Origin of the sequence: Micromonospora sp. WMMA2032 (assembly GCF_002688545.1) — a bacterium.
Classification (GTDB): domain Bacteria; phylum Actinomycetota; class Actinomycetes; order Mycobacteriales; family Micromonosporaceae; genus Micromonospora; species Micromonospora sediminicola.
This window is the reverse complement of record NZ_CP024052.1, coordinates 3021304-3042714: the sequence shown is the minus strand read 5'-3', so window position 1 is coordinate 3042714 and position 21411 is coordinate 3021304. Positions and strand designations below refer to the sequence as shown.

The 21411-nt window shown below is 74.2% G+C and carries 23 protein-coding genes, 1 tRNA gene and 1 pseudogene; 12 read left to right on the top strand and 13 right to left on the bottom strand.

Translation table 11 applies throughout. The features are described from left to right. Position 1: 1 nt before the first annotated feature. Entirely contained in the window at positions 2 to 1195 is a 1194-nt protein-coding gene (locus CO540_RS13635; RefSeq protein WP_253866657.1) for a hypothetical protein, read from the bottom strand. Between the two features lie 152 nt (positions 1196 to 1347). On the opposite strand from CO540_RS13635, the gene CO540_RS13630 reads away from it, so the two are divergent. Then, positions 1348 to 2283: a YveK family protein gene (locus CO540_RS13630; RefSeq protein ID WP_253866655.1), complete on the top strand. Its 936-nt coding sequence runs from the start codon at positions 1348 to 1350 to the stop codon at positions 2281 to 2283. On the opposite strand, the gene CO540_RS13625 is transcribed toward CO540_RS13630, so the two are convergent. Further along, positions 2229 to 2837: a dTDP-4-dehydrorhamnose 3,5-epimerase family protein gene (locus CO540_RS13625; protein ID WP_099162339.1), complete on the bottom strand. Its 609-nt coding sequence runs from the start codon at positions 2835 to 2837 to the stop codon at positions 2229 to 2231. The two genes, CO540_RS13630 and CO540_RS13625, sit on opposite strands and share 55 nt — an antisense overlap. Continuing rightward, positions 2834 to 3721, bottom strand: coding sequence for a glucose-1-phosphate thymidylyltransferase RfbA (rfbA, locus tag CO540_RS13620; protein ID WP_099162338.1), 888 nt, complete (start codon positions 3719 to 3721; stop codon positions 2834 to 2836). Before rfbA ends, CO540_RS13625 begins: the two co-directional genes overlap by 4 nt. An 88-nt stretch (positions 3722 to 3809) precedes the next feature. Here rfbA and rfbB point away from each other — a divergent pair, with 88 nt between their 5' ends. Together rfbB and rfbD are read left to right on the top strand one after the other, a co-directional pair. Continuing rightward, positions 3810 to 4811, top strand: coding sequence for a dTDP-glucose 4,6-dehydratase (gene rfbB / locus CO540_RS13615; protein WP_099162337.1), 1002 nt, complete (start codon positions 3810 to 3812; stop codon positions 4809 to 4811). After that, a complete protein-coding gene (rfbD, locus tag CO540_RS13610) occupies positions 4808 to 5665 on the top strand; it encodes a dTDP-4-dehydrorhamnose reductase (RefSeq protein WP_099162336.1) in 858 nt (285 codons plus the stop codon). The genes rfbB and rfbD overlap by 4 nt, the downstream gene beginning before the upstream one ends. A gap of 13 nt (positions 5666 to 5678) precedes the next feature. On the opposite strand, the gene CO540_RS13605 is transcribed toward rfbD, so the two are convergent. Together CO540_RS13605 and CO540_RS13600 are read right to left on the bottom strand one after the other, a co-directional pair. Beyond that, entirely contained in the window at positions 5679 to 7124 is a 1446-nt protein-coding gene (locus tag CO540_RS13605) for a sugar transferase (protein WP_099162335.1), read from the bottom strand. Between the two features lie 109 nt (positions 7125 to 7233). Then, positions 7234 to 8298, bottom strand: a complete 1065-nt coding sequence (locus CO540_RS13600) for an LCP family protein (protein WP_099162334.1) — start codon at positions 8296 to 8298, stop codon at positions 7234 to 7236. 177 nt (positions 8299 to 8475) lie between these two features. On the opposite strand from CO540_RS13600, the gene CO540_RS13595 reads away from it, so the two are divergent. Both CO540_RS13595 and CO540_RS13590 read left to right on the top strand, forming a co-directional pair. Continuing rightward, positions 8476 to 8772, top strand: coding sequence for a hypothetical protein (locus tag CO540_RS13595; protein ID WP_099162333.1), 297 nt, complete (start codon positions 8476 to 8478; stop codon positions 8770 to 8772). Positions 8773 to 8826: 54 nt separating this feature from the next. After that, entirely contained in the window at positions 8827 to 9801 is a 975-nt protein-coding gene (locus CO540_RS13590) for an expansin EXLX1 family cellulose-binding protein (RefSeq protein WP_099162332.1), read from the top strand. 40 nt (positions 9802 to 9841) lie between these two features. Here the strand turns inward: CO540_RS13590 and CO540_RS13585 are convergent, their stop codons facing one another. The 4 genes from CO540_RS13585 to bcp all read right to left on the bottom strand — a co-directional run bounded on the left by CO540_RS13585 (position 9842) and on the right by bcp (position 11944). Next, complete coding sequence (locus CO540_RS13585) at positions 9842 to 10411, bottom strand: GNAT family N-acetyltransferase (RefSeq protein ID WP_099162331.1); 570 nt, start codon at positions 10409 to 10411, stop codon at positions 9842 to 9844. Between the two features lie 62 nt (positions 10412 to 10473). Then, positions 10474 to 10560 (bottom strand) — tRNA-Leu (locus CO540_RS13580). Beyond that, positions 10546 to 11442 (bottom strand): HNH endonuclease, encoded by an 897-nt coding sequence (locus CO540_RS30570; RefSeq protein ID WP_216642365.1) that lies wholly within the window; start codon positions 11440 to 11442, stop codon positions 10546 to 10548. Before CO540_RS30570 ends, CO540_RS13580 begins: the two co-directional genes overlap by 15 nt. A 31-nt stretch (positions 11443 to 11473) precedes the next feature. Further along, a complete protein-coding gene (bcp, locus tag CO540_RS13570) occupies positions 11474 to 11944 on the bottom strand; it encodes a thioredoxin-dependent thiol peroxidase (RefSeq protein ID WP_099162330.1) in 471 nt (156 codons plus the stop codon). Between the two features lie 123 nt (positions 11945 to 12067). On the opposite strand from bcp, the gene CO540_RS13565 reads away from it, so the two are divergent. Genes CO540_RS13565 through CO540_RS13550 form a run of 4 tightly spaced genes read left to right on the top strand, consistent with a single transcriptional unit; the run spans position 12068 to position 14766 of the window. Continuing rightward, positions 12068 to 12787 carry an energy-coupling factor ABC transporter permease gene (locus CO540_RS13565; protein ID WP_099162329.1) on the top strand — a complete coding sequence of 240 codons (720 nt, stop codon included), beginning with the start codon at positions 12068 to 12070 and terminating at the stop codon, positions 12785 to 12787. Further along, positions 12784 to 13212 carry a PDGLE domain-containing protein gene (locus CO540_RS13560; RefSeq protein ID WP_253866654.1) on the top strand — a complete coding sequence of 143 codons (429 nt, stop codon included), beginning with the start codon at positions 12784 to 12786 and terminating at the stop codon, positions 13210 to 13212. Before CO540_RS13565 ends, CO540_RS13560 begins: the two co-directional genes overlap by 4 nt. Before the next feature lie 16 nt (positions 13213 to 13228). Next, complete coding sequence (cbiQ, locus tag CO540_RS13555) at positions 13229 to 13999, top strand: cobalt ECF transporter T component CbiQ (RefSeq protein ID WP_099162328.1); 771 nt, start codon at positions 13229 to 13231, stop codon at positions 13997 to 13999. Next, on the top strand, positions 13996 to 14766 hold the full coding sequence (locus CO540_RS13550; protein ID WP_099162327.1) for an energy-coupling factor ABC transporter ATP-binding protein: 771 nt from the start codon (positions 13996 to 13998) through the stop codon (positions 14764 to 14766). Before cbiQ ends, CO540_RS13550 begins: the two co-directional genes overlap by 4 nt. Before the next feature lie 138 nt (positions 14767 to 14904). Here CO540_RS13550 and CO540_RS13545 read toward each other — a convergent pair whose 3' ends face one another. Genes CO540_RS13545 through CO540_RS13530 form a run of 4 tightly spaced genes read right to left on the bottom strand, consistent with a single transcriptional unit; the run spans position 14905 to position 17838 of the window. Continuing rightward, the gene (locus CO540_RS13545) at positions 14905 to 15993 is read right to left on the bottom strand and encodes a hypothetical protein (protein WP_371682282.1); all 1089 of its coding nucleotides are present in this window, start codon (positions 15991 to 15993) and stop codon (positions 14905 to 14907) included. Next, positions 15990 to 16706, bottom strand: a complete 717-nt coding sequence (locus tag CO540_RS13540) for a thioredoxin domain-containing protein (protein WP_099162326.1) — start codon at positions 16704 to 16706, stop codon at positions 15990 to 15992. Before CO540_RS13540 ends, CO540_RS13545 begins: the two co-directional genes overlap by 4 nt. Continuing rightward, positions 16699 to 17220: a MauE/DoxX family redox-associated membrane protein gene (locus tag CO540_RS13535; protein ID WP_099162325.1), complete on the bottom strand. Its 522-nt coding sequence runs from the start codon at positions 17218 to 17220 to the stop codon at positions 16699 to 16701. Before CO540_RS13535 ends, CO540_RS13540 begins: the two co-directional genes overlap by 8 nt. 30 nt (positions 17221 to 17250) lie before the next feature. After that, the gene (locus CO540_RS13530) at positions 17251 to 17838 is read right to left on the bottom strand and encodes a sigma-70 family RNA polymerase sigma factor (RefSeq protein WP_099162324.1); all 588 of its coding nucleotides are present in this window, start codon (positions 17836 to 17838) and stop codon (positions 17251 to 17253) included. A gap of 221 nt (positions 17839 to 18059) precedes the next feature. On the opposite strand from CO540_RS13530, the gene CO540_RS13525 reads away from it, so the two are divergent. From CO540_RS13525 to CO540_RS31320, 3 genes and pseudogenes are all read left to right on the top strand, one after another. Next, positions 18060 to 19727 (top strand): copper resistance CopC/CopD family protein, encoded by a 1668-nt coding sequence (locus tag CO540_RS13525; RefSeq protein ID WP_099164743.1) that lies wholly within the window; start codon positions 18060 to 18062, stop codon positions 19725 to 19727. 16 nt (positions 19728 to 19743) lie between these two features. Then, positions 19744 to 20475, top strand: coding sequence for a YcnI family protein (locus CO540_RS13520; protein WP_099162323.1), 732 nt, complete (start codon positions 19744 to 19746; stop codon positions 20473 to 20475). Positions 20476 to 21131: 656 nt separating this feature from the next. Then, positions 21132 to 21404, top strand: a pseudogene (locus CO540_RS31320) (hypothetical protein); the annotation flags it as partial. Positions 21405 to 21411: the final 7 nt, after the last annotated feature.

Below are 21411 nucleotides of genomic sequence, written 5' to 3'. Positions count from 1 at the left end.
GCTAGGCCATCCGATTGACGAGTGCCGGCGTGGACCGGTGCAGGCGCTGTCGCGTCCGGAACGCGTACACGAAGTAGGCGACCGACGAGGCGACCGCCGCGCCGACGGCGCCGGCCCACGGGATGAGGAGAACGTACAGCACGACCGACACGGACATGGTGACGAGGGCGACGGCCGTGGTCGCCCCCTCGCCGCTGCGCTTGAGCAGCGCCGCGCTCCACGTCTTGCCGGCCGACAGCGCCAGTGTCCCGGGCAGCAGGAGCAGCCCGAAGACCCATGCGTTCCGGTAGTCCGGGGACAGCACCCCGAGGACCGCCAGGCCGACGACGGCGAGCGCGGCGATCGGGAACGCACCCTTGACGACCTCGCGACCGTGGTCACCGACGGCGGCCGGGTCGCGTTCGGCCAGGATCCGCTGCGCCCGCACCACGGCGCCCGACTGTGCGAACTCCAGCGCCGCCACGGCCAGCGCGAACACGCCGAGCGGACCCGCGCCGGCGAACCGGGCCACCAGCACCTGACCCAACCGGTACGTCAGCATCTGCGCGCACACTCCGACATGCAGGCGGCCCACCGCGAGCAGGTCCGCCCGGTACTCCTGTCGCCCGGCCGTCGCCGCCGCCACCGGCCCGGACCGCCGGGCCCAGGCCAGTACCGCCACGCCCAGCACGGCCGCGGTGCCGACCTGCACACCCAGCCACAGCTCGCTCCACAGTCCACCGTCGAGCCGCCGGCCCAGCCAGAGCAGCCCGTAGCCCGCCACCAGCACCGCGCCGCCGAGGGCACGCATGGCGTAGACGAACCAGAACCGGCGCAGCCGCAGACCCAGCGAGGCGGCGGTGTTGAAGACGGTGAGGGCGCAGCCGGCCGCCATGGCCACCGGGTGGCTGCCCAGACCGGCTGCCGTGGTCAGCGCCGCCGCCGCCAGCGCGGTGAGGCCGAGTGACACGGCGAGAATGCCGGCGATCCACCCCCGGCCCCGGGACATGATCCAGCCGGCCGGGCGGGAGAGCAGGAAGGTGTCGACGGAGAGACCGCCGAGCGCGGCACCCACCGTGGCGCTCACCATGTTCGCGGCGAGTTCCCCCCGCTCCGCCGCCGGCAGGGTCACCGACACCAGCGCGGCGAGCCCGGTCAGGCCGAGGGCGACGAGGTAGAGACGCTCGGGGGAGACGAGACGCCGCGCCAGGTCCACCACGGTCCTCCCCCAGGATGCGCGGATGTGCGGGCACGACGAGTCCACGTCGCCGGCCTGTTCTACCCGACCGGAGCGGCCCTCCGCAATCGCCGGCGACCGGGTACGGCTCGGGCCGGCCGGTTCCGGGCCGCCCGGTAGGCTCACGCCTCGTGGACCTGGCCCGCTACCGCGACGTGATCGGCCGGCGGTGGACGATCGTGGTGGCGCTCGCGTTGCTGGGCGGCGTCGTCACCGGAGTTCCGGCCGCGCGCCGGGACCCCGTCTACCGCGCCGAGACGCAGCTGCTCGTCACGTTCGTGGCCGAGGGGGCCGCCCCGCCGCAGCCCCGCCCGTCCGCGCCGGAGGCCGGCCGGCTCATGCAACGGCGGGTGAAGACGTACGCCACCATGATGAACACGCCCCGGCTCACCCGCCCGGTGATCGACTCACTCCGCCTGCCGTACACCACCGACGACCTCGCCACGCGCGTCGTGGCATCGTCCACGGTGGACGCTCTGGCGATCGACGTGGCCGTCACCGACCGGTCGGGTGCGACGGCCGCGGCGATCGCCGACGCGCTCGCCGCCGAGCTGCAACGGATCGCCCGGCGTGACCTGCCCCCCGCCGGGCTGGGGCTGAAGGCCCAGGTCGCCGTCGTCCGGCCCGCCGTCGCGCCGCGACGCCCGGAACCGGTGTGGCGGCCGCTGCACGCGCTCGGCGGCGCGTTCGGCGGGCTCGCGATCGGCCTCGGGGTCGCGCTGGTGCTCGGCTACCGCCGCGCCGGCACGCCGGTCGGCGCGGATCTGCGTACCGTCTGGGCGGCGGTGCGGCGGCGTCCGGTCGCTTCCGGACCGGACCTCGACGGACCGGACCTCGACGGACCGGACGTGGACGGGCCGAACCTCGACGGGCCGGAGCCGGACGGCGATGCCGACGACTTCCCGCCCGGCGTCGACCCGTCGGCGTCCGACGGCGACCGGCCCGACCCGGTCCGGCCGACGCCCGGCGGAGCGTCCGTGGCCACCTCGCCGGCGCCCGGCGAGGAGCCGGATCAGGACGACGGGCGGGTGGCCAGCCCGGCGGTGAAGGCGCGGCAGGTGCCGTAGTCGGGCAGCAGGCCCGCGTCGCGTGCCTCGGCCAGGCTGGGCGCGGCCGCGTCCCGGTCGGAGAGCAGCGGTGTCCCCGCCGGCCAGTCGATCGCCAGTTCCGGGTCCAGGGGGTGCACGGCACGCTCGACGGTCGGGTCGTAGGTGGTCGAGCAGAGGTAGCTCAGCGTGGCGTCGTCGGTGAGCGCGCAGAAGCCGTGCCCCAGGCCCTCGCTGAGATAGACCGCCCGTCGGTCGACGTCGTCCAGGCGCACCGCCTCCCACCGGCCGAAGGTCGGCGAGCCCACCCGGACGTCCACGATCACGTCGACGACGGCCCCGCGTACGCAGGTCACGTACTTCGCCTGGCCGGGCGGTACGTCGGCGAAGTGGATGCCGCGCACCACGCCCCGCGCGGAGACCGAGAGGTTGCCCTGCGCCAGCCGCAGCGGATGCCCGACCGCGTCGGCGAGGTGGTCGAACCGGTACCACTCCAGGAACAGTCCGCGGGAGTCGCCGTGCTGCCGGGGCGTGATCTCCCAGGCGCCCTCGATGCCCAACGGCCGGACCTTCACGAGCCGCTCCCCACAGTCGACCCCTCGGCCAGCAGCCCGAGCAGGTATTCGCCGTATCCGCTGCGGGTCAGCGGGTGGGCCAGCGTCCGCAGCCGGTCGTCGTCGATCAGGCCGGACCGCCAGACCACCTCCTCGACGCAGCCGATCTTCATGCCCTGCCGTTCCTCGATCACCCGGACGAACTCGGCGGCCTGCATCATCGAGGTGAACGTGCCGGTGTCCAGCCAGGCCGTGCCCCGGTCCAGCACGGTCACCGACAGCTCGCCCCACTCGCGGTAGGTCTCGTTCACCGCCGTGATCTCCAACTCGCCCCGGGTGCTGGGGGTGAGCTTGCGGGCGATGTCGACCACCCGGTTGTCGTAGAAGTAGAGGCCGGGCACCGCGTACCGGGACCGGGGCCGGGCCGGCTTCTCCTCGATCGACAGCACCCGGCCGGCCGCGTCGAACTCCACCACGCCGTAGTCGCCCGGGTTGGCGACCGGGTAGGCGAAGACGCGGGCGCCGGCCGGGTCGCCGTGCTGGGCGAGCTGCCGGCCGAGGCCGACGCCGTGGAAGATGTTGTCGCCCAGGATCAGGGCGACCGCCTCGTCGCCGATGAAGTCCGCGCCGAGCAGGAACGCCTGCGCGATGCCCTCCGGGCGGGCCTGCTCGGCGTACTCCAGCCGCAGTCCCCACTGGGCGCCGTCGCCGAGCAGCCGCTCGAACTGGGCCCGGTCGTCCGGGGTCGTGATGATCAGAACGTCCCGCACGCCGGCCATCACCAGCGTGGAGAGCGGGTAGTAGACCATCGGCTTGTCGAACACCGGCATCAGTTGCTTGGACACGGCCCGGGTGATCGGCCAGAGCCGGGAGCCGGTGCCGCCGGCGAGCAGGATTCCACGCACCCGCGGAGGGTACCGGCCACGGCGCGTCGCGCGGGTGCCCGTCGTCGGCCCCGGCCTGCGCTGCGGCTTCGCGTAGACTCCCGGTCCCGTGAGGATCCTCGTCACCGGCGGCGCCGGCTTCATCGGGTCGGAGTACGTGCGGCTGCTGCTGGGCGTGCCCGGCGGCGACGCGGCCGGGGTGGCGGACCTGGCGCCCGCCGGGGTGACCGTGCTGGACAAGCTCACCTACTCCGGCAACCCGGCCAACCTCGCGCCGGTGCGCGACGACCCCCGGCTGCGCTTCGTGCAGGGCGACATCTGCGACCCGGTGACCGTCGACGCGGTCGTGCCCGGGCACGACGTGCTCGTCCACTTCGCCGCCGAGTCGCACGTGGACCGGTCCATCACCGGGGCCGCGCCGTTCGTCACCACCAACGTGCTGGGCACCCAGACCCTGCTCGACGCCGCGCTGCGCCACGGCACGCGGCGGTTCGTGCACGTCTCCACCGACGAGGTCTACGGCTCGATCGACTCCGGCTCCTGGACCGAGGACTGGCCGCTGGCGCCGAACTCCCCGTACTCGGCCTCGAAGGCCGGCTCGGACCTGCTGGCGCTGGCCTACCACCGCACCCACGGCCTGGACGTGGTGGTCACCCGCTGCTCCAACAACTACGGGCCCTACCAGTACCCGGAGAAGGTCGTCCCGCTCTTCGTCACCAACCTGCTCGCCGGCGGCACCGTGCCGCTCTACGGCGACGGCGGCAACGTCCGGGACTGGCTGCACGTGCACGACCACTGCCGGGGCATCGCGCTGGTGCAGGAGAAGGGGCGGGCCGGCGAGGTCTACCACATCGGCGGCGGCACCGAGCTGACCAACCGGGACCTCACCGCCCGGCTGCTCGCCGCGTGCGGCGCCGACTGGGACCGGGTCGTGCCGGTGACCGACCGCAAGGGCCACGACCGTCGCTACTCGCTGGACATCACCAAGATCAACACAGAGCTGGGGTACGCCCCGAGCATCGACCTCGACCGGGGCCTGGCGGAGACGGTGCGTTGGTACCGGGACAACCGGGCCTGGTGGGAGCCGCTGAAGACGGCGACCCGCGGGTGAGCCGGCTGCTCGTCACCGGCGCGGGCGGGATGCTCGGGCGGGACCTGCTGGCCGTGCTGCGCACCCGCCCGGACCTCACCGTCACCGCCGCCACCCGCGCCGACCTCGACGTCACCGACGAGCGGGCGGTGCGGGCGGCGGTCGCCGGCCACGACGTGGTGCTCAACGCCGCGGCGTGGACCGATGTGGACGGCGCCGAGACCCGGGAGCCGGCGGCCACGGCGGTCAACGGCGCGGCGGTCGCCCACCTGGCCCGGGCCTGCGCCCTGGCCGGGGCCCGGATGGTGCACGTCTCCACCGACTACGTGTTCCCCGGCGACGCCACCGAGCCCTACCCGGAGGACGCGCCGACCGGCCCGGTCAACGCGTACGGGCGCGGCAAGCTCGCCGGCGAGCGGGCGGTGGCCCGGCTGCTGCCCGAGACCGGGTACGTGGTGCGCACCGCCTGGCTCTACAACACCTCGGGCCGCAACTTCGTCACCACCGTGCTGCGGCTGGCCGCCGAGCGCGACCACCTCGACGTGGTCGACGACCAACGGGGGCAGCCGACCTGGTCGTACCGGCTCGCCGAGCGGCTCGTCGCGCTGGCCGACGCGGCGCTCGCCGGCGACGCGGCGCCGGGGACCTACCACGGCACCGCCGCCGGCGAGACCACCTGGTACGGGCTGGCCCGCGCGGTGTTCGCCCTGCGCGGCCTGGACCCGGACCGGATCCGCTCGACCACCAGCGACCGTTTCCCGCGCCCGGCGCCGCGTCCCCGCTACAGCGTGCTGGGCCACGGCCGGTGGGCCGCCGCGAAGCTGCCGCCGCCGGGGCCGTGGCACGCCGACCTGGCCGAGGCGCTGGCCCACTGAGCGCCGTCGGGCCTCAGCGACCGCCGGCCCGGAAGACCTCCGTCACGGTCCGCAGAACGATCTTGATGTCGAGCCAGAGCGACCAGTTCTCCACGTAGTAGTTGTCGAACCGGGCGCGGTCCGAGATCGGCGTGTCCCCGCGCAGGCCGCTGACCTGCGCCAGGCCGGTGAGCCCCACCGGCACGCGGTGGCGCATCGCGTAGGTGGGGTACTCCACGGAGAACTTCTCCACGAAGTAGGGCCGCTCGGGCCGTGGCCCCACCACGCTCATCTCGCCGCGCAGGATGTTCCACAGCTGGGGCAGCTCGTCCAGCGAGGTGCGCCGCAGGAACCGGCCGATCGGGCCCACGCGCCGGTCGTGTGCGATCGACCAGGTGGTCTGCGACTCGTGCTCGTCGGCGGGACGCATGGTGCGGAACTTGACGACCTGGAACGGCTCGCCGTAGCGGCCGATCCGCTCCTGCCGGAAGAAGATCCCGCGCCCGCCGTCGAGGAACGTGGCGAGCGCGCAGAGCAGCAGCAGCGGGCTCAGCAGGATCAGCGCGACCACCGCGAAGAGCACGTCGGAGGCGCGCTTGACCCACCACCGTGGACCGCTCAGCGTGGTGTCGCCGATCTTGACGATCGGGATGGCTCCGATGTGGTCCGGGTGACCGCCCTGGGACCGGGAGCCCCACAGCCGCGGCACCGCCCACAGGTCGCAGCGGGAACTCGCCGGTCGGAGCAGCGCCTCCATCAGGTCGGACTCCGAGCAGTCCGGGTCGGCGATGACCAGGACCTCGCACTCCACCATCGTGACCAGCTTCTCGACGTCGTCGATGGTCCCGATGAGCGGCAGCGCGCCCAGGCGCGGCCGCGACGGCGCGTCCACCGCGCCCACGAACCGCAGCCCGTACTGCGGGTAGCGGCGCAGCAGCCGGGCGAGTTCCGCGCCGATCGGGCCGCCGCCGACGACGATCGCGTTGTGCTCCACCCAGCGGCGCCGCCGGGCGAGCAGGACGATCCGGGAGTTGACCGCCCGCCCGACCACCACCAGCCCGGCGGAGAGCGCGAGGCCGCGCATGAAACCGCCGAGGTAGACCACCGAGTCGTGGCGCAGCGCGGCGATGATGGCCACCACCGCGCCGGCGGCGAGCAGGCGCCCGCCGAGGCTGGGCAGCTCGTCCAGGATGCTGATGTGCCGGCGGGGTCGGTAGAGCCCGCCGGTGGCGAGCAGGCCCACCGTCAGCGCCGCGTTGGACAGCGTCCCGCGCCAGTAGTCCTGGGTCAGCAGCAGCGGTGCGAGCAGCGCGGCGACGTCGATGGGCGCGGTCACCATCCAGGCCCGCAACCGCCGGGTACGCGTCGAGGCCCGGGTGCCGGCGTACGGCAGCACCGTGGTCGTGTCCATACTGCCGGTCATCGATGTGACGCCCGGCGGCTGCGCGGCCGGATGCTCGTACGCCGGTAGGCGTGGCATGGTGGATCCTCCCCCGTGACGCCCCGGTCCTCTGCCGATGGACCCGGGGCGATCGCAGGATATGAGCGGCCCCGCCCGCCCGCCAGAGCCGCCACGGCAGTTCGACGTCCTACTTTCCGCTGACCGCCAGGATGTCCGGGACCGAGTCCCGGCGGACCGCCTCGAACAACGTCTTCGACCGGACCGGGTCCGGGAACACCACGCTCTCGCTGCCGACCCGGCCCGTCCCCTTCACCGGGCAGGTGAAGAACGTCAGGTTGCCGCTGCGCAGGCCACGCATCTCCATCGCCAGGTCCACCAGGGACAGTGACTTGTCGACCGCCACCGAGTTCGACGTGGCCCGGACGAACGAGTTGAGCTTGGCCGGGTTGGTCAGCACGCCGCCGGAGGCCGCCTTGTCCAGGATCGCCTTGATCACCTGCTGCTGGTGGCGGATGCGCGCGAAGTCGCCGTCCGGGAAGGCGTGCCGCTCCCGCGCGTAGTCCAGCGCGGCGGCGCCGTCCATGGTCTGCCGGCCCTGCTTGAACGTCCGGGTGCCGATCAGCGAGTACTTCGTGGTGAAGCCCTTCTCCACGTCGATCTCGACGCCGCCCAGCGCGTCGATGATCTCCTTGAAGGCGGCGAAGTCCACCATGGCCACGTTGTCGACCCGGACGCCGCTGAACTTCTCCACGGTCTGCACCATCAGCGGCACGCCACCCCAGGCGTACGCGGCGTTGATCTTCGCGTCCCGGCCGCCCCGGCCCTCCCTGGACTTCGGCACCGCCGTCCAGGTGTCCCGGGGGATCGAGATGAGCTGGGCGCTGGACCGGTCCTTCGGCAGGTGGGCCAGGATGATCGTGTCACTGCGCGACCCGCCGGTGCTCTCCGGATCGCGGGAGTCGCTGCCCAGGATCATGATGTTCATCGCGCCCTTCGCCGCGACCGGAGGCCGGGACGCCTCGGGTACGCCTTCGAACGCGTCCACCCGTTCGATCGACTTGTCGACCGACCGGTAGTAGAGCCCGCCGGCCAGGGCGCCACCCCCACCCAGCAGCACCACCACGAGCAGCAGGATCAGCGCGATCCGCAGGCCCCGGCGACGCCGGGGCGTCTTCTCCTCCGGGCCGTCCGGCTCCACGTCGGACGTCGCGGGGTGGGGGTCGGATCCGGCGAGGGGCTGGCGATCGGACATGCCCGGGATGCTACTGATTCGCGTTTCGTCGCGGTGCCCCTCATCCGGACGGCCGATGCCCACCGGCCCGGCCGGCCCGGCGCTCCCCACCGGACCGACGTCGCCCCGGGCGGGCCTTGTCGCCGGACCGCGGAGGATAGATGATGGCCGAAACGAGACGTCGACCGAGGAGTCGAGATGCAGGTGATCCACCAGCCACGGGTGGCGTGGGACACCGCCCGGGTGATCGGCGGCGCGTTCCACGACGACCGGCTGTTCGACTGGCTCCGGCACGAGTTCGACGCCCTGTTCGGCGCCGCCGCCGGGGAGGCGCTCGCGGAGAGTCGCGAGCGGGTCCGCCACGTCGGTGACGCCCGGGTGTCGGTCGAGACCGGCCTGTGGCGGGTCCGCCTGGAGGACGCGTTGCGGCAGCGCCCGGAGTTCGCCGGCGACCTCGCCGGGATCACCTCGGTCGCCCGCGCCCACCGGCCTTAGCTTTCGCTTAGCCCGCTTGTCCGCCCACCGGCCGGTCCGGCAGCATCGACCGGCGTGACCGACGGCAGCGCGCCCCACCCACCGATCCCCGCCGGCGCCGAGCGCCCGCCCGCCGGGCCCGGCCGCCGCCGTGCCCCGGCCCGGGCCCGCCGCCGGCTCGCCGCGGCCGGCCTGGCCGCGCTCGCCGCCGTGGTCGCGGTGACCCTCGCGGTACGCGGCGGCGCCGCCCCCGCCTGCGCCGCCCCGCCGGTCGGTGCCGCCCCGCCGCTCGGCGCCGGCGCGCACTCCGGGAAGGCCACCTTCTACGACTCGAAGGGCGCCGGCGGCAACTGCTCCCGGCCCGCCGCGCCCACCAACCGGCTCTACGTGGCGCTGGGCCCCAGCGAGTACGCGGCCGGTGCGTCATGCGGCGGCTTCCTCGACGTCACCGGCCCGCGCGGCACCGTCCGGGTGCTCGTCATGGACCAGTGCCCGGAGTGTGCGCCCGGTCACCTCGACCTCTCCGCCGAGGCGTTCGCCCGGATCGCCGAACCGGTGCAGGGCGTCGTCCGGGTCACCTACCGGGCGGTGGTTGACCCGGCGCTGCCCGGCCCGCTCACCTTCCGGATCAAGGAAGGCGCCTCCCAGTGGTGGTTCGCCGTCCTGGTCGGCGACCACGGCAACCCGCTGCGCTCGGTGGAGGTCCGGCAGAACGGGTCGTGGCGGGCGGCGGACCGGGAGGACTACAACTACTGGCTGATCCCCTCCGGCGCCGGCCCCGGCCCGTACACGATCCGGGTCACCGACGTGTACGGCCACCGCGCGACCGCCACCGGCATCCGGATGGCGCCGGGTCAGGTGCAGCGCAGCACGGTCCGGATGTACGGCGCGGGTGCCGCCACGACCACCCGGCCGGCGAAGCCGTCCCGCTCCCCGTCCGCCCGCCCCACCAGCGCGTCCCCGTCTCCGCCCCCGTCATCCCCGTCTACGCCCACCCCGTCCACGCCCACGCCCGTCGTGGAGGCCGCCGCCCCGGGCGCGTGCGCCTGACCTTCGTCGATCACGGAGTTGTGGCGCCTCGGATGTCGGATCAGTGGACTTCGTCAGGTGCCACCACTGCATGATCGACGGATCCGGGGCGTGCGGGGAGATCGCGCCACATGAGGATCTCGTCGCGGGAGTCGGTGGGGGACAGGCGGAGCGCGGCGGGCAGGCGGCCGATCTCCCGGTAGCCGAGACGCCGGTAGAAGCGGTCCAGGCCGAGTCCGTCGCGGACGGTCACGTGCAGCGCCTCCACGCCCAGCGCCCGGGTGACCCGCTCGGCCTCGCGCATCAGCGCGGCGCCGTACCCGCGTCCCTGGGTGTCGGGGTGCACCATGACCCGCTTGAGCACCCGCCAGTGCGTCTTCAGGTGGAACCGGTTGTCCGCGACGACCACGACGGCGACCAGCCGTTCGCCCGCGTAGCCGACCAGCAGCCGGTCCGGCCCGTCGGCGACCTCGGCGAGCGTCGACTCGGCGACCGGCCGCACCTCGGCCTCGGTGACCGGGGCGACGAAGCCGACCGCACCGCCGGCGTTGGTCACGTCCACCCACAGGTCGACGAGCTGTTCGCGCAGCTCAGGCGTGAGGTCGGGGTCGAGTACGAAGCGCAGGTCCACGTCGCCATCCTGCGGGATGCGGCGGGTCGCCCACCTGCGTCCGTGACGGGTAACACGGCTGTTGGTGCGGGAGAGGGGAGTCGAACCCCCACGTCCTTTCGGACAATAGGACCTAAACCTATCGCGGCTGCCTGTTACGCCACTCCCGCAGGCCCGCTCAGTCTAGAGCGTCGCGCCTCCGCCGTCGTGAGTCGAGCCTCCAGAAGGATCCGTTGCACCGTGCGATGGCTGATTGCGGCCGGCTCCGCTTCGTCGTCGGTCAACGCCTGGGCGATCTGTCGTGACCCGGCCTCCGGGTGTGTCAGCGCGTACCGGATCGCCTGATCCCGGAACCGCCGTTGGACCGGACGGTCGCGGACCCGTGGCGGCGGTTCGATGGTGCCCGTTGCTTCGAGACGCCGACGCAACCTACCGACGTGATCCCTTGTGCAGCCGAGTAGCCGAGCAGCATCCACGCTTGTCATCCGACCGGCGCTCACCAGTCGGATCAGGCTCGTCGCGTCGGGCCGCCCCGCGTCGTCCGGCTGCTGGACCTCCGGAACAGCGCCGGCGGCCGTCGCGTCGATCGGTCGCGCCCGTCCGGCGAACGTCGCGGTCTGACTGTGGCAGTTGGGGCAAAGGAAACGAAGGTTGGCGGAGCGATTGTCGAGCGGATCGCCGTTGAGGTGGTCAACGTGGAGGATGAGCGGGGCGTCCTGCCACCAGGGGTCGAGGTGACAGATGGCGCAACGTTCGGCGCGGCCGATCTCCAGCAGGGCGCGGCGGAGCCGGAAGCCGGGTGTGCGGGCGGCGTCCGGCGGTAGCCGGACCAGGGTTTCCGTCGGCGCCTGCCGGGGGCCTGGCACTCCGCGCCGGTGTCCCTGCCCGGTGAAGTGTGAGGTGTCGACGCCGAAGCGCTTGAGCTGCCGGCTGATGTGCGCGTGCGAACCGCCGCTGACCCGCACCCCGAGCAGTCGCATGACCTCCGTCACGCTGTGCGCCCGTGCGGCGGTGACGGCGAGCAGTTCCGGTGAATAGCGGTAACGCACCATGCGCCGACGGTAACCGTGGCGACCGACAGGTTCAGTCGAGCCCGAGGTCCCGGCGCAGCTTGGCGACGTGGCCGGTGGCCTTGACGTTGTAGAACGCGTGCGCGATCCGGCCCTCCTCGTCCACCACGAACGTGGAGCGGATCACGCCGGTGACCGTGCGCCCGTACATCTGCTTCTCGCCGTACGCGCCGTACGCGGTCAGCACCGCCTTGTCCTCGTCGGCGACCAGGGGGAACGTGATGGCGTCGCGGTCGCGGAACTTGGCCAGCTTGGCCGGCTTGTCCGGCGAGATGCCCACCACCTCGTAGCCGGCGGACTGCAGCGAGGCGAGCGAGTCGCGGAAGTCGCACGCCTGCTTCGTGCAGCCGGGCGTCATGGCGGCCGGGTACGCGTACAGGATGACCTTGCGGCCGCGCAGGTCGGTCAGGGAGAGGGTCCCGCCGTCGTCGGTGGGGAGGGTGAACTCGGGGGCGGGGTCGCCGGGCTTCAGGCGGTCGGTCATGGCGGTGACGATACCGCCGCGCCCGGGTCGGTGACCGGCGGCGACACCCGGCCGAGCGTGATGATCACCATGCCTTGTTGCAAGGGATTGGCAACAACCCCCTGCCGGAAATAGGCTCACCTCGTGGAAACCCTGGCGATGCACATCTCCAACGGGATCATCGACGGTCCCGTCGCCGCGATCTTCGCGGCCTTCGCGCTCGCCGCGCTCACGTTCTGCGTGCTGCGCGGCCGGGCCGACCTCGACGACCGGCTGGCGCCGATGGCCGGTCTGGTGGCGGCGTTCATCTTCGCCGTGCAGATGCTCAACTTCCCGATCTTCACCGCCGGGGTGAGCGGCCACCTGCTCGGCGGCGCGCTGGCCGCGCTGCTGGTCGGCCCCTGGGTCGGCGCGCTCTGCGTGGCCGTGGTGCTGGTCGTGCAGGCCCTGGTCTTCGGCGACGGCGGGGTGGCCATGCTCGGCCTCAACATCACCAACATGGCGATCCTCGGCACCGCCGCCGCCTACCTGCTGATCGCGCTGCTGCTGCGGGTCCTGCCGCGTACGCCCGCCGGGCTGGCGGTCACCGCGTTCGTCTCCGCGCTGGTCAGCGTCGTGGTCGCGTCCCAGGGCTTCGTGCTGCAGTACTGGCTGGGCGGCACCACCGACCTGGGCGGCAACCTGGGCGGGCTGGCCGGCACGATGGCCGTCGCCCACCTGCTGATCGGCATCGGCGAGGGCCTGATCACCGCGACCACCGTGGTCACCGTCGCCAAGGTCCGCCCCGACCTGGTCTATGCGCTGCGCGCCCTCAAGCCGGCCACCCCGGCTCCCGCCGTCCCGGTCGCCGGAGGTGCCCGATGAGCAAGCGTCCCTGGCCGTTCCTCCTCGGTGGCCTGCTGGTGGCGCTGCTGCTGGCCGGCGTGGTCAGCAACTACGCCTCGTCGCACCCGGACGGGCTCGACTCGTCGCTGCTCAAGGGCTGCACGGTGAACGCCGACGACGAGATCACCGGCGGCAGTTGCCCGGCCCAGCAGGCCAAGGACCACGAGCTGGCGGACAGCCCGCTGGCCGACTACGGCGTACGTGGCATCGGCAACGACTTCCTCTCCACCGGCCTGTCCGGCGTGCTCGGCGTGCTGCTCACCTTCGCGGTCGGCGGCGGCCTGTTCTGGCTGGCCCGCCGTCGCGGTCCGGCCCGCGCCACCACGACCGGCCCGACCACCGACGCCGTGGACCCGGTGGGCGCCACCGCGACCGGCACGCCCCGGTCCACCGACGGCCGCTGAGCCGGGGAGGTCGACGATGGGCGCCGGGCACGCGCACGTGCTCTACCGCGAGTCCGGCTCGCCGGTGCACCGCCTCCCGCCGGAGGTGAAGATCGCCGCCATGGTGCTGTTCACCGTGGCGGTGGTCGCCACCCCGCGGGAGGCGTACTGGGCGTTCGGCGGATACGCCCTGCTGGTGGCCGGGGTGGCGGCGCTGGCCCGGGTCGGCCCGCGCTGGCTGCTCGGGCGGGCGTTGATCGAGCTGCCGTTCGTGCTGTTCGCGTTCGCGCTGCCGTTCCTCGGCACGGGGGAGCGGGTCGAGGTGGCCGGGCTCGGCCTCTCCGTCGACGGGTTGCACGGCGCGTTCAACATCCTGGCCAAGGGCACGCTCGGCGTCCTCGCGTCACTCCTGCTGGCGGCGACCACGACGACACGTGACCTGATCCTCGGCCTGGACCGGCTGCGCTGCCCGCAGATCCTCACCCAGATCGCCACGTTCATGCTGCGCTACCTGGAGGTGCTGGTCGGGGAGGCCCGGCGGATGCGGGTGGCCCGGGTGTCCCGGGGCGACGACCCGCGCTTCCTGTGGCAGTTGCGCGGCTTCGCGGCCGGGGTCGGCGCGCTGTTCCTGCGCGCCTTCGAGCGGGGCGAGCGGGTCTATCTGGCGATGGTCTCCCGCGGCTACACCGGCCGGATGCCGGCGGTCTGGCAGGGGGCCGGGGCGGCCACCGCCGGGCAGTGGGCGGTGGGCGCGACGGTGCCGGTGATCGCGGCCTCCATCGCCGCCGCCGCGCTCGTCCTGCAATGATCGGGTACGTGCAGCAGCCGCCCTCCCTGGACGTCCGTGGCGTCCGGTACGCGTATCCGGACGGTCACGTCGCCCTGCACGGGGTGGACCTGACCGTGCCGCGCGGCGACCGGGTGGCGCTGCTCGGGCCGAACGGCGCCGGCAAGACCACGCTGGTGCTGCACCTCAACGGCATCCTCACCCCGACCGAGGGGACGGTGGCGGTCGGTGGTCTGACGGTGACCCGCGACCGGGACACCCTCGCCGAGGTCCGCCGCCGGGTCGGCATCGTCTTCCAGGACCCGGACGACCAGCTCTTCCTGCCCACGGTGGCGGAGGACGTCGCGTTCGGCCCGGCCAACCTGGGTCTGCGCGGGGCCGAGCTGGCGGAACGGGTCGACGAGGCGCTCGCGGCGGTGGGCATGGCCGAGCACCGGGACCGGGCGCCGCACCACCTGTCGTTCGGGCAGCGGCGCCGGGTGGCGGTGGCCACGGTGCTGGCCATGCGTCCGGAGATCCTGGTGCTGGACGAGCCGTCGTCCAACCTCGACCCGGCGGCCCGCCGGGAGCTGGCGGAGATCCTGCGCGGCCTGCCGGTGACGCTGCTGATGGTCACCCACGACCTGCCGTACGCGGCCGAGCTGTGTCCCCGCGCGGTGATCCTGGACGGCGGCCGCATCGTCGCCGACGCCCCCACCGCAGACGTCCTCTCCGACGAAACGCTGCTGTCCGCACACCGCCTCGAACTCCCCCACGGCTTCGCCCCCACCTCCCCCCGCTCGCCCTGACCCACCGCAACCTCGGCGATCTTGCACTTTGGGCCCCGGCACAACGGAACAAAAGCCGCACTCGCGGGGCCGCAACTGCAAGATCGCCGCCGCGAGGGGCGCGAGGGGCGCGGGGGGCGCGGGGGGCGCGGGGGCGGGTCAGGGGGTGCGGGTCAGGTGGGGGTGGGGGGTGGTGCGGGCGGCGGTGCGGAGGCGGAGCAGACCGGCGGCGACCGCGCCGGCGCCGGTGGCCAGGGCCACGGCGACCAGGACGCGCACCAGTCCTGCGGGGCCGGCGGCCGGGGGGACCGAGCGGGACAGCACGGCCAGGTTCGACACCCCGGCGAACAGGGTGAGGCACGCGCCGGCCAGCGCCAGCGTGAAGTCGGCGGCCGGTCGGCGGGCCAGCGCGTAGCCGCCGGCGGCGAGCGCGCCGAGGCCGGTGAGCAGCGTCCACACCTGGCCGGTGAGCAGCTCGGCGAGCAGGCCGCCGAACCCGGGGCCGCCGGTGTCGAGCGCGCGGCCGACGGTGAGCGCCACGGCCGCCACGCCGCCGAGGGCGAGCAGGCCGCCCACCGCGCGCAGCGCGCGCACGCCGGCGGTCGTGCCGCCGGGCACCAGCCCGGCCGCGCCGATCACCAGGAAACCGAGGGTGGCGGCCACCCACCAGGGGTACGGGTCGGGCGGCGGCACCCAGTCCAGCGTGCCGCGTACCTCGATCGGTTCGGTCCCGGCGCGCAGCGGCACCACCCAGTCGCGGACCCGCTGCTCCCGGTCGGGGGCGGCGGCGACGGCGGCCGGTGGGGCGTCCTCGCGCCAGAGCGTGCGCTGGTCGTGCCAGCGGGCGGTGGGTCCGTCGTCGATCCGCCGCCAGTCCGGCGGGGCGGCCGGGTCCGCCTCGGCCGGCAGTCGGGTCTCTCCGGCCAGCGTCCGGTTCAGCCAGGTGGCCGGCGAGCGCCTGTTCTCGAACACGCCCTCGGGGCCGATCCGCAGGTAGGGCTCGCCGGAGTAGCCGAGCACGGTCACGTCGGCGCCGGTGCGGTTGGTCAGCTCCAGCCGCGCGCCGGCCTCGACCAGCCGGGCGGTCAGCCCGGGCCGGTCCGGGCTGACGCCGGTGACCGCGCCCCGGTAGTCGGTGCCGTCGGGGGCGTCCGCGCCGTGCGCGGCGGCCGGTGCGGCGAGCGCGAGCAGGGCGGTGGCCGCGACGGCGACCACCAGCCCGGCCCGGCGCAGCGGTGCGGGGATCACTTCCCGGCCGCCTCCACGGCCGCCTTGATCCCGTCCGGGCTCTTGTCCTGCACCTCGCTGCCGTTGACCTTGATGGTCGGGGTGCCGGTCACGCCGGACTTGCTCGCCTCGTCGGTCACGTGCTCGGTCCACGCCGTGTAGGTGCCGTCGTTCACGCAGGAGGCGAAGTCGTCCCGGTTCAGCCCGACGCCCGCGCCGATGTCGATCAGCTCGTCGTTGCTGAGCCCGGCGCTGCCCTCCGGCGGCTGCTTGGCGAAGAGCTGGTCGGTGAACTCGCGGAACTTGCCGCCCTCGGCGGCGCAGCCGGAGGCGGCCGACGAACGGGTGGAGTATTCGGTGGTGGAGAAGCGATTGAGGAAGGCGACCGGGTGGAAGACCACCTTCGCCTTGCCCTCGCTGACGAGCTGGTTGATGGTCTCGCCGTTGACCTGCTGGAACTGCTTGCAGACCGGGCAGAGGTAGTCCTCGTACAGGTCGATGGTGACCGGGCCGCTGCCCTCGACGATGCCGGTGCCGGCGTCGTTGGCACCGGGCGGCGCGGTGAAGTCGTCGGACTTCTGCGAGGAGTAGACGGCCCAGCCGATGCCGCCGGCGAGGATCAGCACCAGCACCGCGGCGATGGTGGTGTAGAGGGTGCGCTTGCGCCGCTTCTCCCGGGCGATCTGCTCGCGCACCACCCGTGACGCGTCCTTGCGTCCCTTGCGACTACTCATCCTCGTCCTCCACGATGTCGCCCGCCAGCCAGCCGTCCACCGAGAACGGGGTGCGGGGCCAGATCAGCAGGAATCCGGCCAGTAGCAGGAATCCCAGGTCCCGGAGGATCTCCGGGAGGTAGCTCGGTGTCTCGCCGGCGCCGAGCTGGCCGCCGCTGCCGAAGCACCCGCAGTCGATGGCCAGGCCGCGGGCCCAGGCCGAGGCGATGCCGACGACGAAGACCACCAGCAGCGCGGCGGAGACACCGGCGCTGACCCGGGTGGCCAGCCCGACGAGCAGCAGCAGCCCCAGGGCCAGCTCCACGAACGGCAGCGCCGCGCCGATCACCGTGGCCAGGTCGTACGGCATCACCTGGTAGGCGTTCACGGCCCGACCGGAGGCGGCCAGGTCACCGACCTTGGTGCCACCGGCGATCAGCCAGACGGCGGCCAGCCCGAGGCGGGCCGCCACGCCGAGCCAGGGCCGCAGGGCCCGCCAGCGGTCGGCCCGGGTGGGGGAGGGGGTCACAGTCATTCGTCGTCCGGGAGGCATGAAAGGTTCCCGCTATCCGGCCAGTGTGTCGCCGACGGCGCCGACCAGCTCGTCGCGGGCCCGCGCGACGCGGGAGCGGATGGTGCCCACCGGCACCCCCTCCACGTCGGCGGCCTCGGCGTAGGACAGGCCGAGCAGCTGGGTGAGCACGAACGCGGAGCGCCGCTCGGCGGGCAGCCGGCGGACCAGGTCGGCGGCGCCCAACTGGCCGGCCGGGTCCGGCCCGGGCCGGTCGGTGGCCGCCTGGGCGGCGAGCCGTTCGTCGAGCCGGCGGCGGCGCACCACGGTCCGCAGGTGGTCGGCGCAGGCCCGGCGGGCGATGCCGAGCAGCCAGGTGCGGGCGGTGGACCGTCCCTCGAAGCCGGGCAGCGCCCGGAACGCCCGCAGGTAGGTCTCCTGCGTCAGGTCGTCCGCGCTGTCCGGGTCGACCAGGGCGGCGGTGAAGCGCCAGACCTCGGCCTGGGTGGCCCGGACGAACGCGGCCTGGGCGGCCGGGTCGCCGTGCCGGGCGGCCAGCGCCCACCCGGTGACCGTCTCCCGCGCAGCCTCGGACCCCGGCTCGGGGTGGTCGGCGGCGGTGTCGCGCGGGGCGGGGATCACGACAGACGAGGTTACGCGGCGTACCTGTGGGTGACAGGGTCCTTCGGCCCATTCCGTGGTCCCGCACACGCCGGGAACTTTTTCCGTCCGCCCACCGACTACCCCCTCATGACCTCCGACCAGGTTCCGGTGGCGCGCGTCACCGCACCGATCGGGCGCTGCGGCGCGCCCGGCGGAGGTCGGCTCGCCGGGCCCGCCACGGTTCGGGAACCATGGCGGTCATGACTGCTGCCGTACGCCGCCCGCCCGGGGTCGTCGCCGCCCGCTCCGGGACCGTCGCCGGGCTGCTGCTCCTCCTGGTCACCCTGCTGCTCGCCCCGGCCACCCCGGCCAGCGCCCACGCGGTGCTGGTGAGCAGCAGCCCCGCCGCGTCCGCCGTGGTGCCCGAGGCGCCCGCCCAGGTGGTGATCACCTTCAGCGAGGGCGTCCGGAAGGTGCCCGGCAAGGTCCGGGTGATCGCCCCGGACGGCTCCCGGGCCGACCGGGGTGAGCCGACGTTCCAGGGCGCCGAGGTCACCATCCCGGTGGACCCGTCCGGCGCGCGCGGCACCTACCTGGTGAGCTACCGGGTGATCTCGGCGGACAGCCACCCGGTCTCCGGCGCGTTCACCTACTCGGTCGGCGCGCCGTCGGAGCCGCCGACCGACACCGGCTCGGACAACCGGGCGAACCCGGTGACGGAGACCGCGGTCAAGGTGGCGAAGTACGTCGGCTACGTGGGCCTGCTGCTGCTGGTCGGCCCGGCCCTGGTGCTGGCCGCGCTCTGGCCGCGCCGGCTGTCCCGCCGGGGCCCGGCGCGGCTGGCCTGGACCGGGCTCGGCGTGCTGGCCGCCGCCACCGTGGCCGAGCTGTGGATCCAGGTGCCCTACACCAACGGCGGCGGGCTGTTCGACGTCACCGGGGCCGGCCTGGGCGACGTGCTGGGCAGCGCCTACGGCACCACCCACCTGGTCCGGCTGGGCCTGCTGGCCGCGGCGGCGTTCCTGCTCCGCCCGCTGTTCGCCGGTCCGGTCGGCCGCACCGACGGGATCATCCTGGCCGTCCTCGGCGGTGCGGCGTTGTTCACCTGGCCGCTCGCCGGTCACGCCGCCGCCTCCCCGGCGCCGGCCGTCTCGGTGGTGGTGGACGCTGTGCACCTGGGCGGGATGGCGGTCTGGCTGGGCGGTCTGGTGATGCTGGCGGTCTTCCTGCTGCGCCGCGCCGACGAACGCGAGCTGGACGCCATCCTGCCGATCTGGTCCCGCTGGGCCGCGTTGGCGGTGGCCGCGCTGCTGCTGGCCGGCACCGTGCAGGGTCTGATCGAGGTGGCGAGCCCGACGGCACTGATCGACACCACGTACGGGCGGCTGCTGCTCGCCAAGATCGTGCTGTTCGCGTTGGTGATCGGTGTGGCCGCGTACTCCCGGGCGCTGGTGCGCCGGCGGGTCGCCGCCGGCCGGCCGGGTTCGATGCGGCGGGCCGTGGTGGCCGAGCTGGCGATCACCGCGGTGGTGCTGGGCCTCTCCGCGACGCTGGTGCAGACCACCCCGGCGCGGACCGCGGCCGCCGACGTGGCCGGCGCGCCGGCCGGCTACTTCTCCACCACGCTGAGCAGCCCGATCTACTCGCTCCAGGTCGAGCTGGACCCGGCCGAGACCGGCAACAACTCGCTGCACCTCTACGCCTACACGACCGACAACCGGCCGCAGCCGGTGCAGGAGTGGAAGGTCACCGCGGCGCTGCCGTCGGCCGGGATCGAGCCGATCACGGTCCCGCTGCTGCCGTTGAGCGACAACCACGCCACCGGCGAGGTCAACCTGCCGGCCCGGGGCGACTGGCAGCTCCGCTTCACCGTCCGCACGTCCGACATCGACCAGGCCACGGTGACCGCCACCGTGCCGATCAAGTAACGGAAGGTTCCCTCTGATGATCCGTCTCCGGCGCCCCGCGACCGCCGCCGCGCTGACTCTCGCCGCCGTCGCCACCGCCGTCCTCGGCCTGGCCGGGTCGGCCTCGGCGCACGTCACCGTCAATCCGAAGGAGGCTACGCAGGGCGGCTACGGTCGGTTCGCGTTCCGGGTGCCGAACGAGAGCGACACGGCGTCGACGGTCAAGGTCGAGGTGAACCTGCCGGCGAACGCGCCGGTGGGTTCCGTCTCGACCATGCCGGTGCCGGGCTGGACGGTGGCGGTGGAGAAGCGCAAGGTCGACCCGCCGATCGAGGTGCACGGCAGCCAGCTCACCGAGGCGGTCTCCAAGCTCACCTTCACCGCGGCGCAGGGCGGCGGCGTCAAGCCGGGCGAGTTCCAGGAGTTCCCGGTGTCGATGGGGCCGCTGCCGCAGGTGGACACCATGGTGTTCAAGGTGCTGCAGACCTACTCCGACGGCAACGTCTCCCGCTGGATCGAGGAGCCGACGCCGGGCGCGGAGGAGCCGGAGAACCCGGCCCCGGTGCTCACGCTGGCCGCCGCGGCGTCCGCGTCCCCCGGCGCGAGCGCGCCGGCGGCGGCCGCCGCCGCGGACGACGACGATGACGACGACGACTCGGGCGCGGGTACCGCGCTCGGGGTCGCCGGCCTCGTCGCCGGCCTGGCCGGCCTGGTCCTCGGCGGGCTGGCGTTCGCGCGTACCCGGCGGGAGCCCACCGCGACGTCCTGAGCACGGCGACAGTCACCGGCCCGGCGGATCGTGTCCGCCGGGCCGGTTGCCGTTCCGGGGCGGGTGCCGCCGATATCCGGCGATCGCGCGACAGGCGTCGGTAAGGTCGGCCGGGTAGTTGGCTACCGAGAGGGACGACGCGAATGCGTTTCGTACGCACGATCGCCGGCATGCTGGCACTGGCAGTGGGGGTCGCGGTGCTGGTGGCGGGCGCCGGGCTCGGGATCGCCGCCCGGCACGCCGACCCGGACGGCGGCTTCTCCGCCCGCTTCGAGCCGGTCCGCACGCCCGCCCGCGCGGTGGTGGTCACCGATGTGGACGCGATGCTCCGCGCCGACCTCCCGATCGTCCGGACCGGGCAGGCCCGGCTGCGCCTCACCGCGCGGGACGCCGGCGGTCCGGTCTTCCTCGGCCTCGCCCCGACCGACCAGGTGCGACGGTGGCTGGCCGACGTCCCGCACAGCACCGTGCGACGCGTCGCGGTGACCCGGGGCCCGCTCCCGGTCGGTCTCGACCCGGCCACCGCGGGCGTCGCCGACGCCGTCCCGCTCGGCCAGCCCTTCTGGGTACGCCAGGGCGTCGGCTCGCTGGAGTGGAGCCCGGCCGAGTTCGCCGACCGGTCGCTGAGCCTGGTGGTGATGCGCTCGGACGGCGCCGCCGGCCTCGACCTGGAGATGCGGGGCGAGGTGCGGGCCGGCTGGTTCCCCGGGGTGGTGTGGGCGTTGCTGGCCGGCGGGACGCTGCTGGTGGTCCTCGCGGCGGTGCTGCTGCTGCGCCCGAGTCGGCCGCGCGAGGTCGTCTTCGTCGTCGAGCCGGACCAGGTTCCGGTGCTGGCCGGGCGGCTCGGGGTCAGCTCGTTGAGCGGGCTGGGCCGGCAGCCGGTCCCGCCGCCGCTGCCTCGGCGGCAACTGGTCGCCGTCGGCGCGCCGCCGGCCG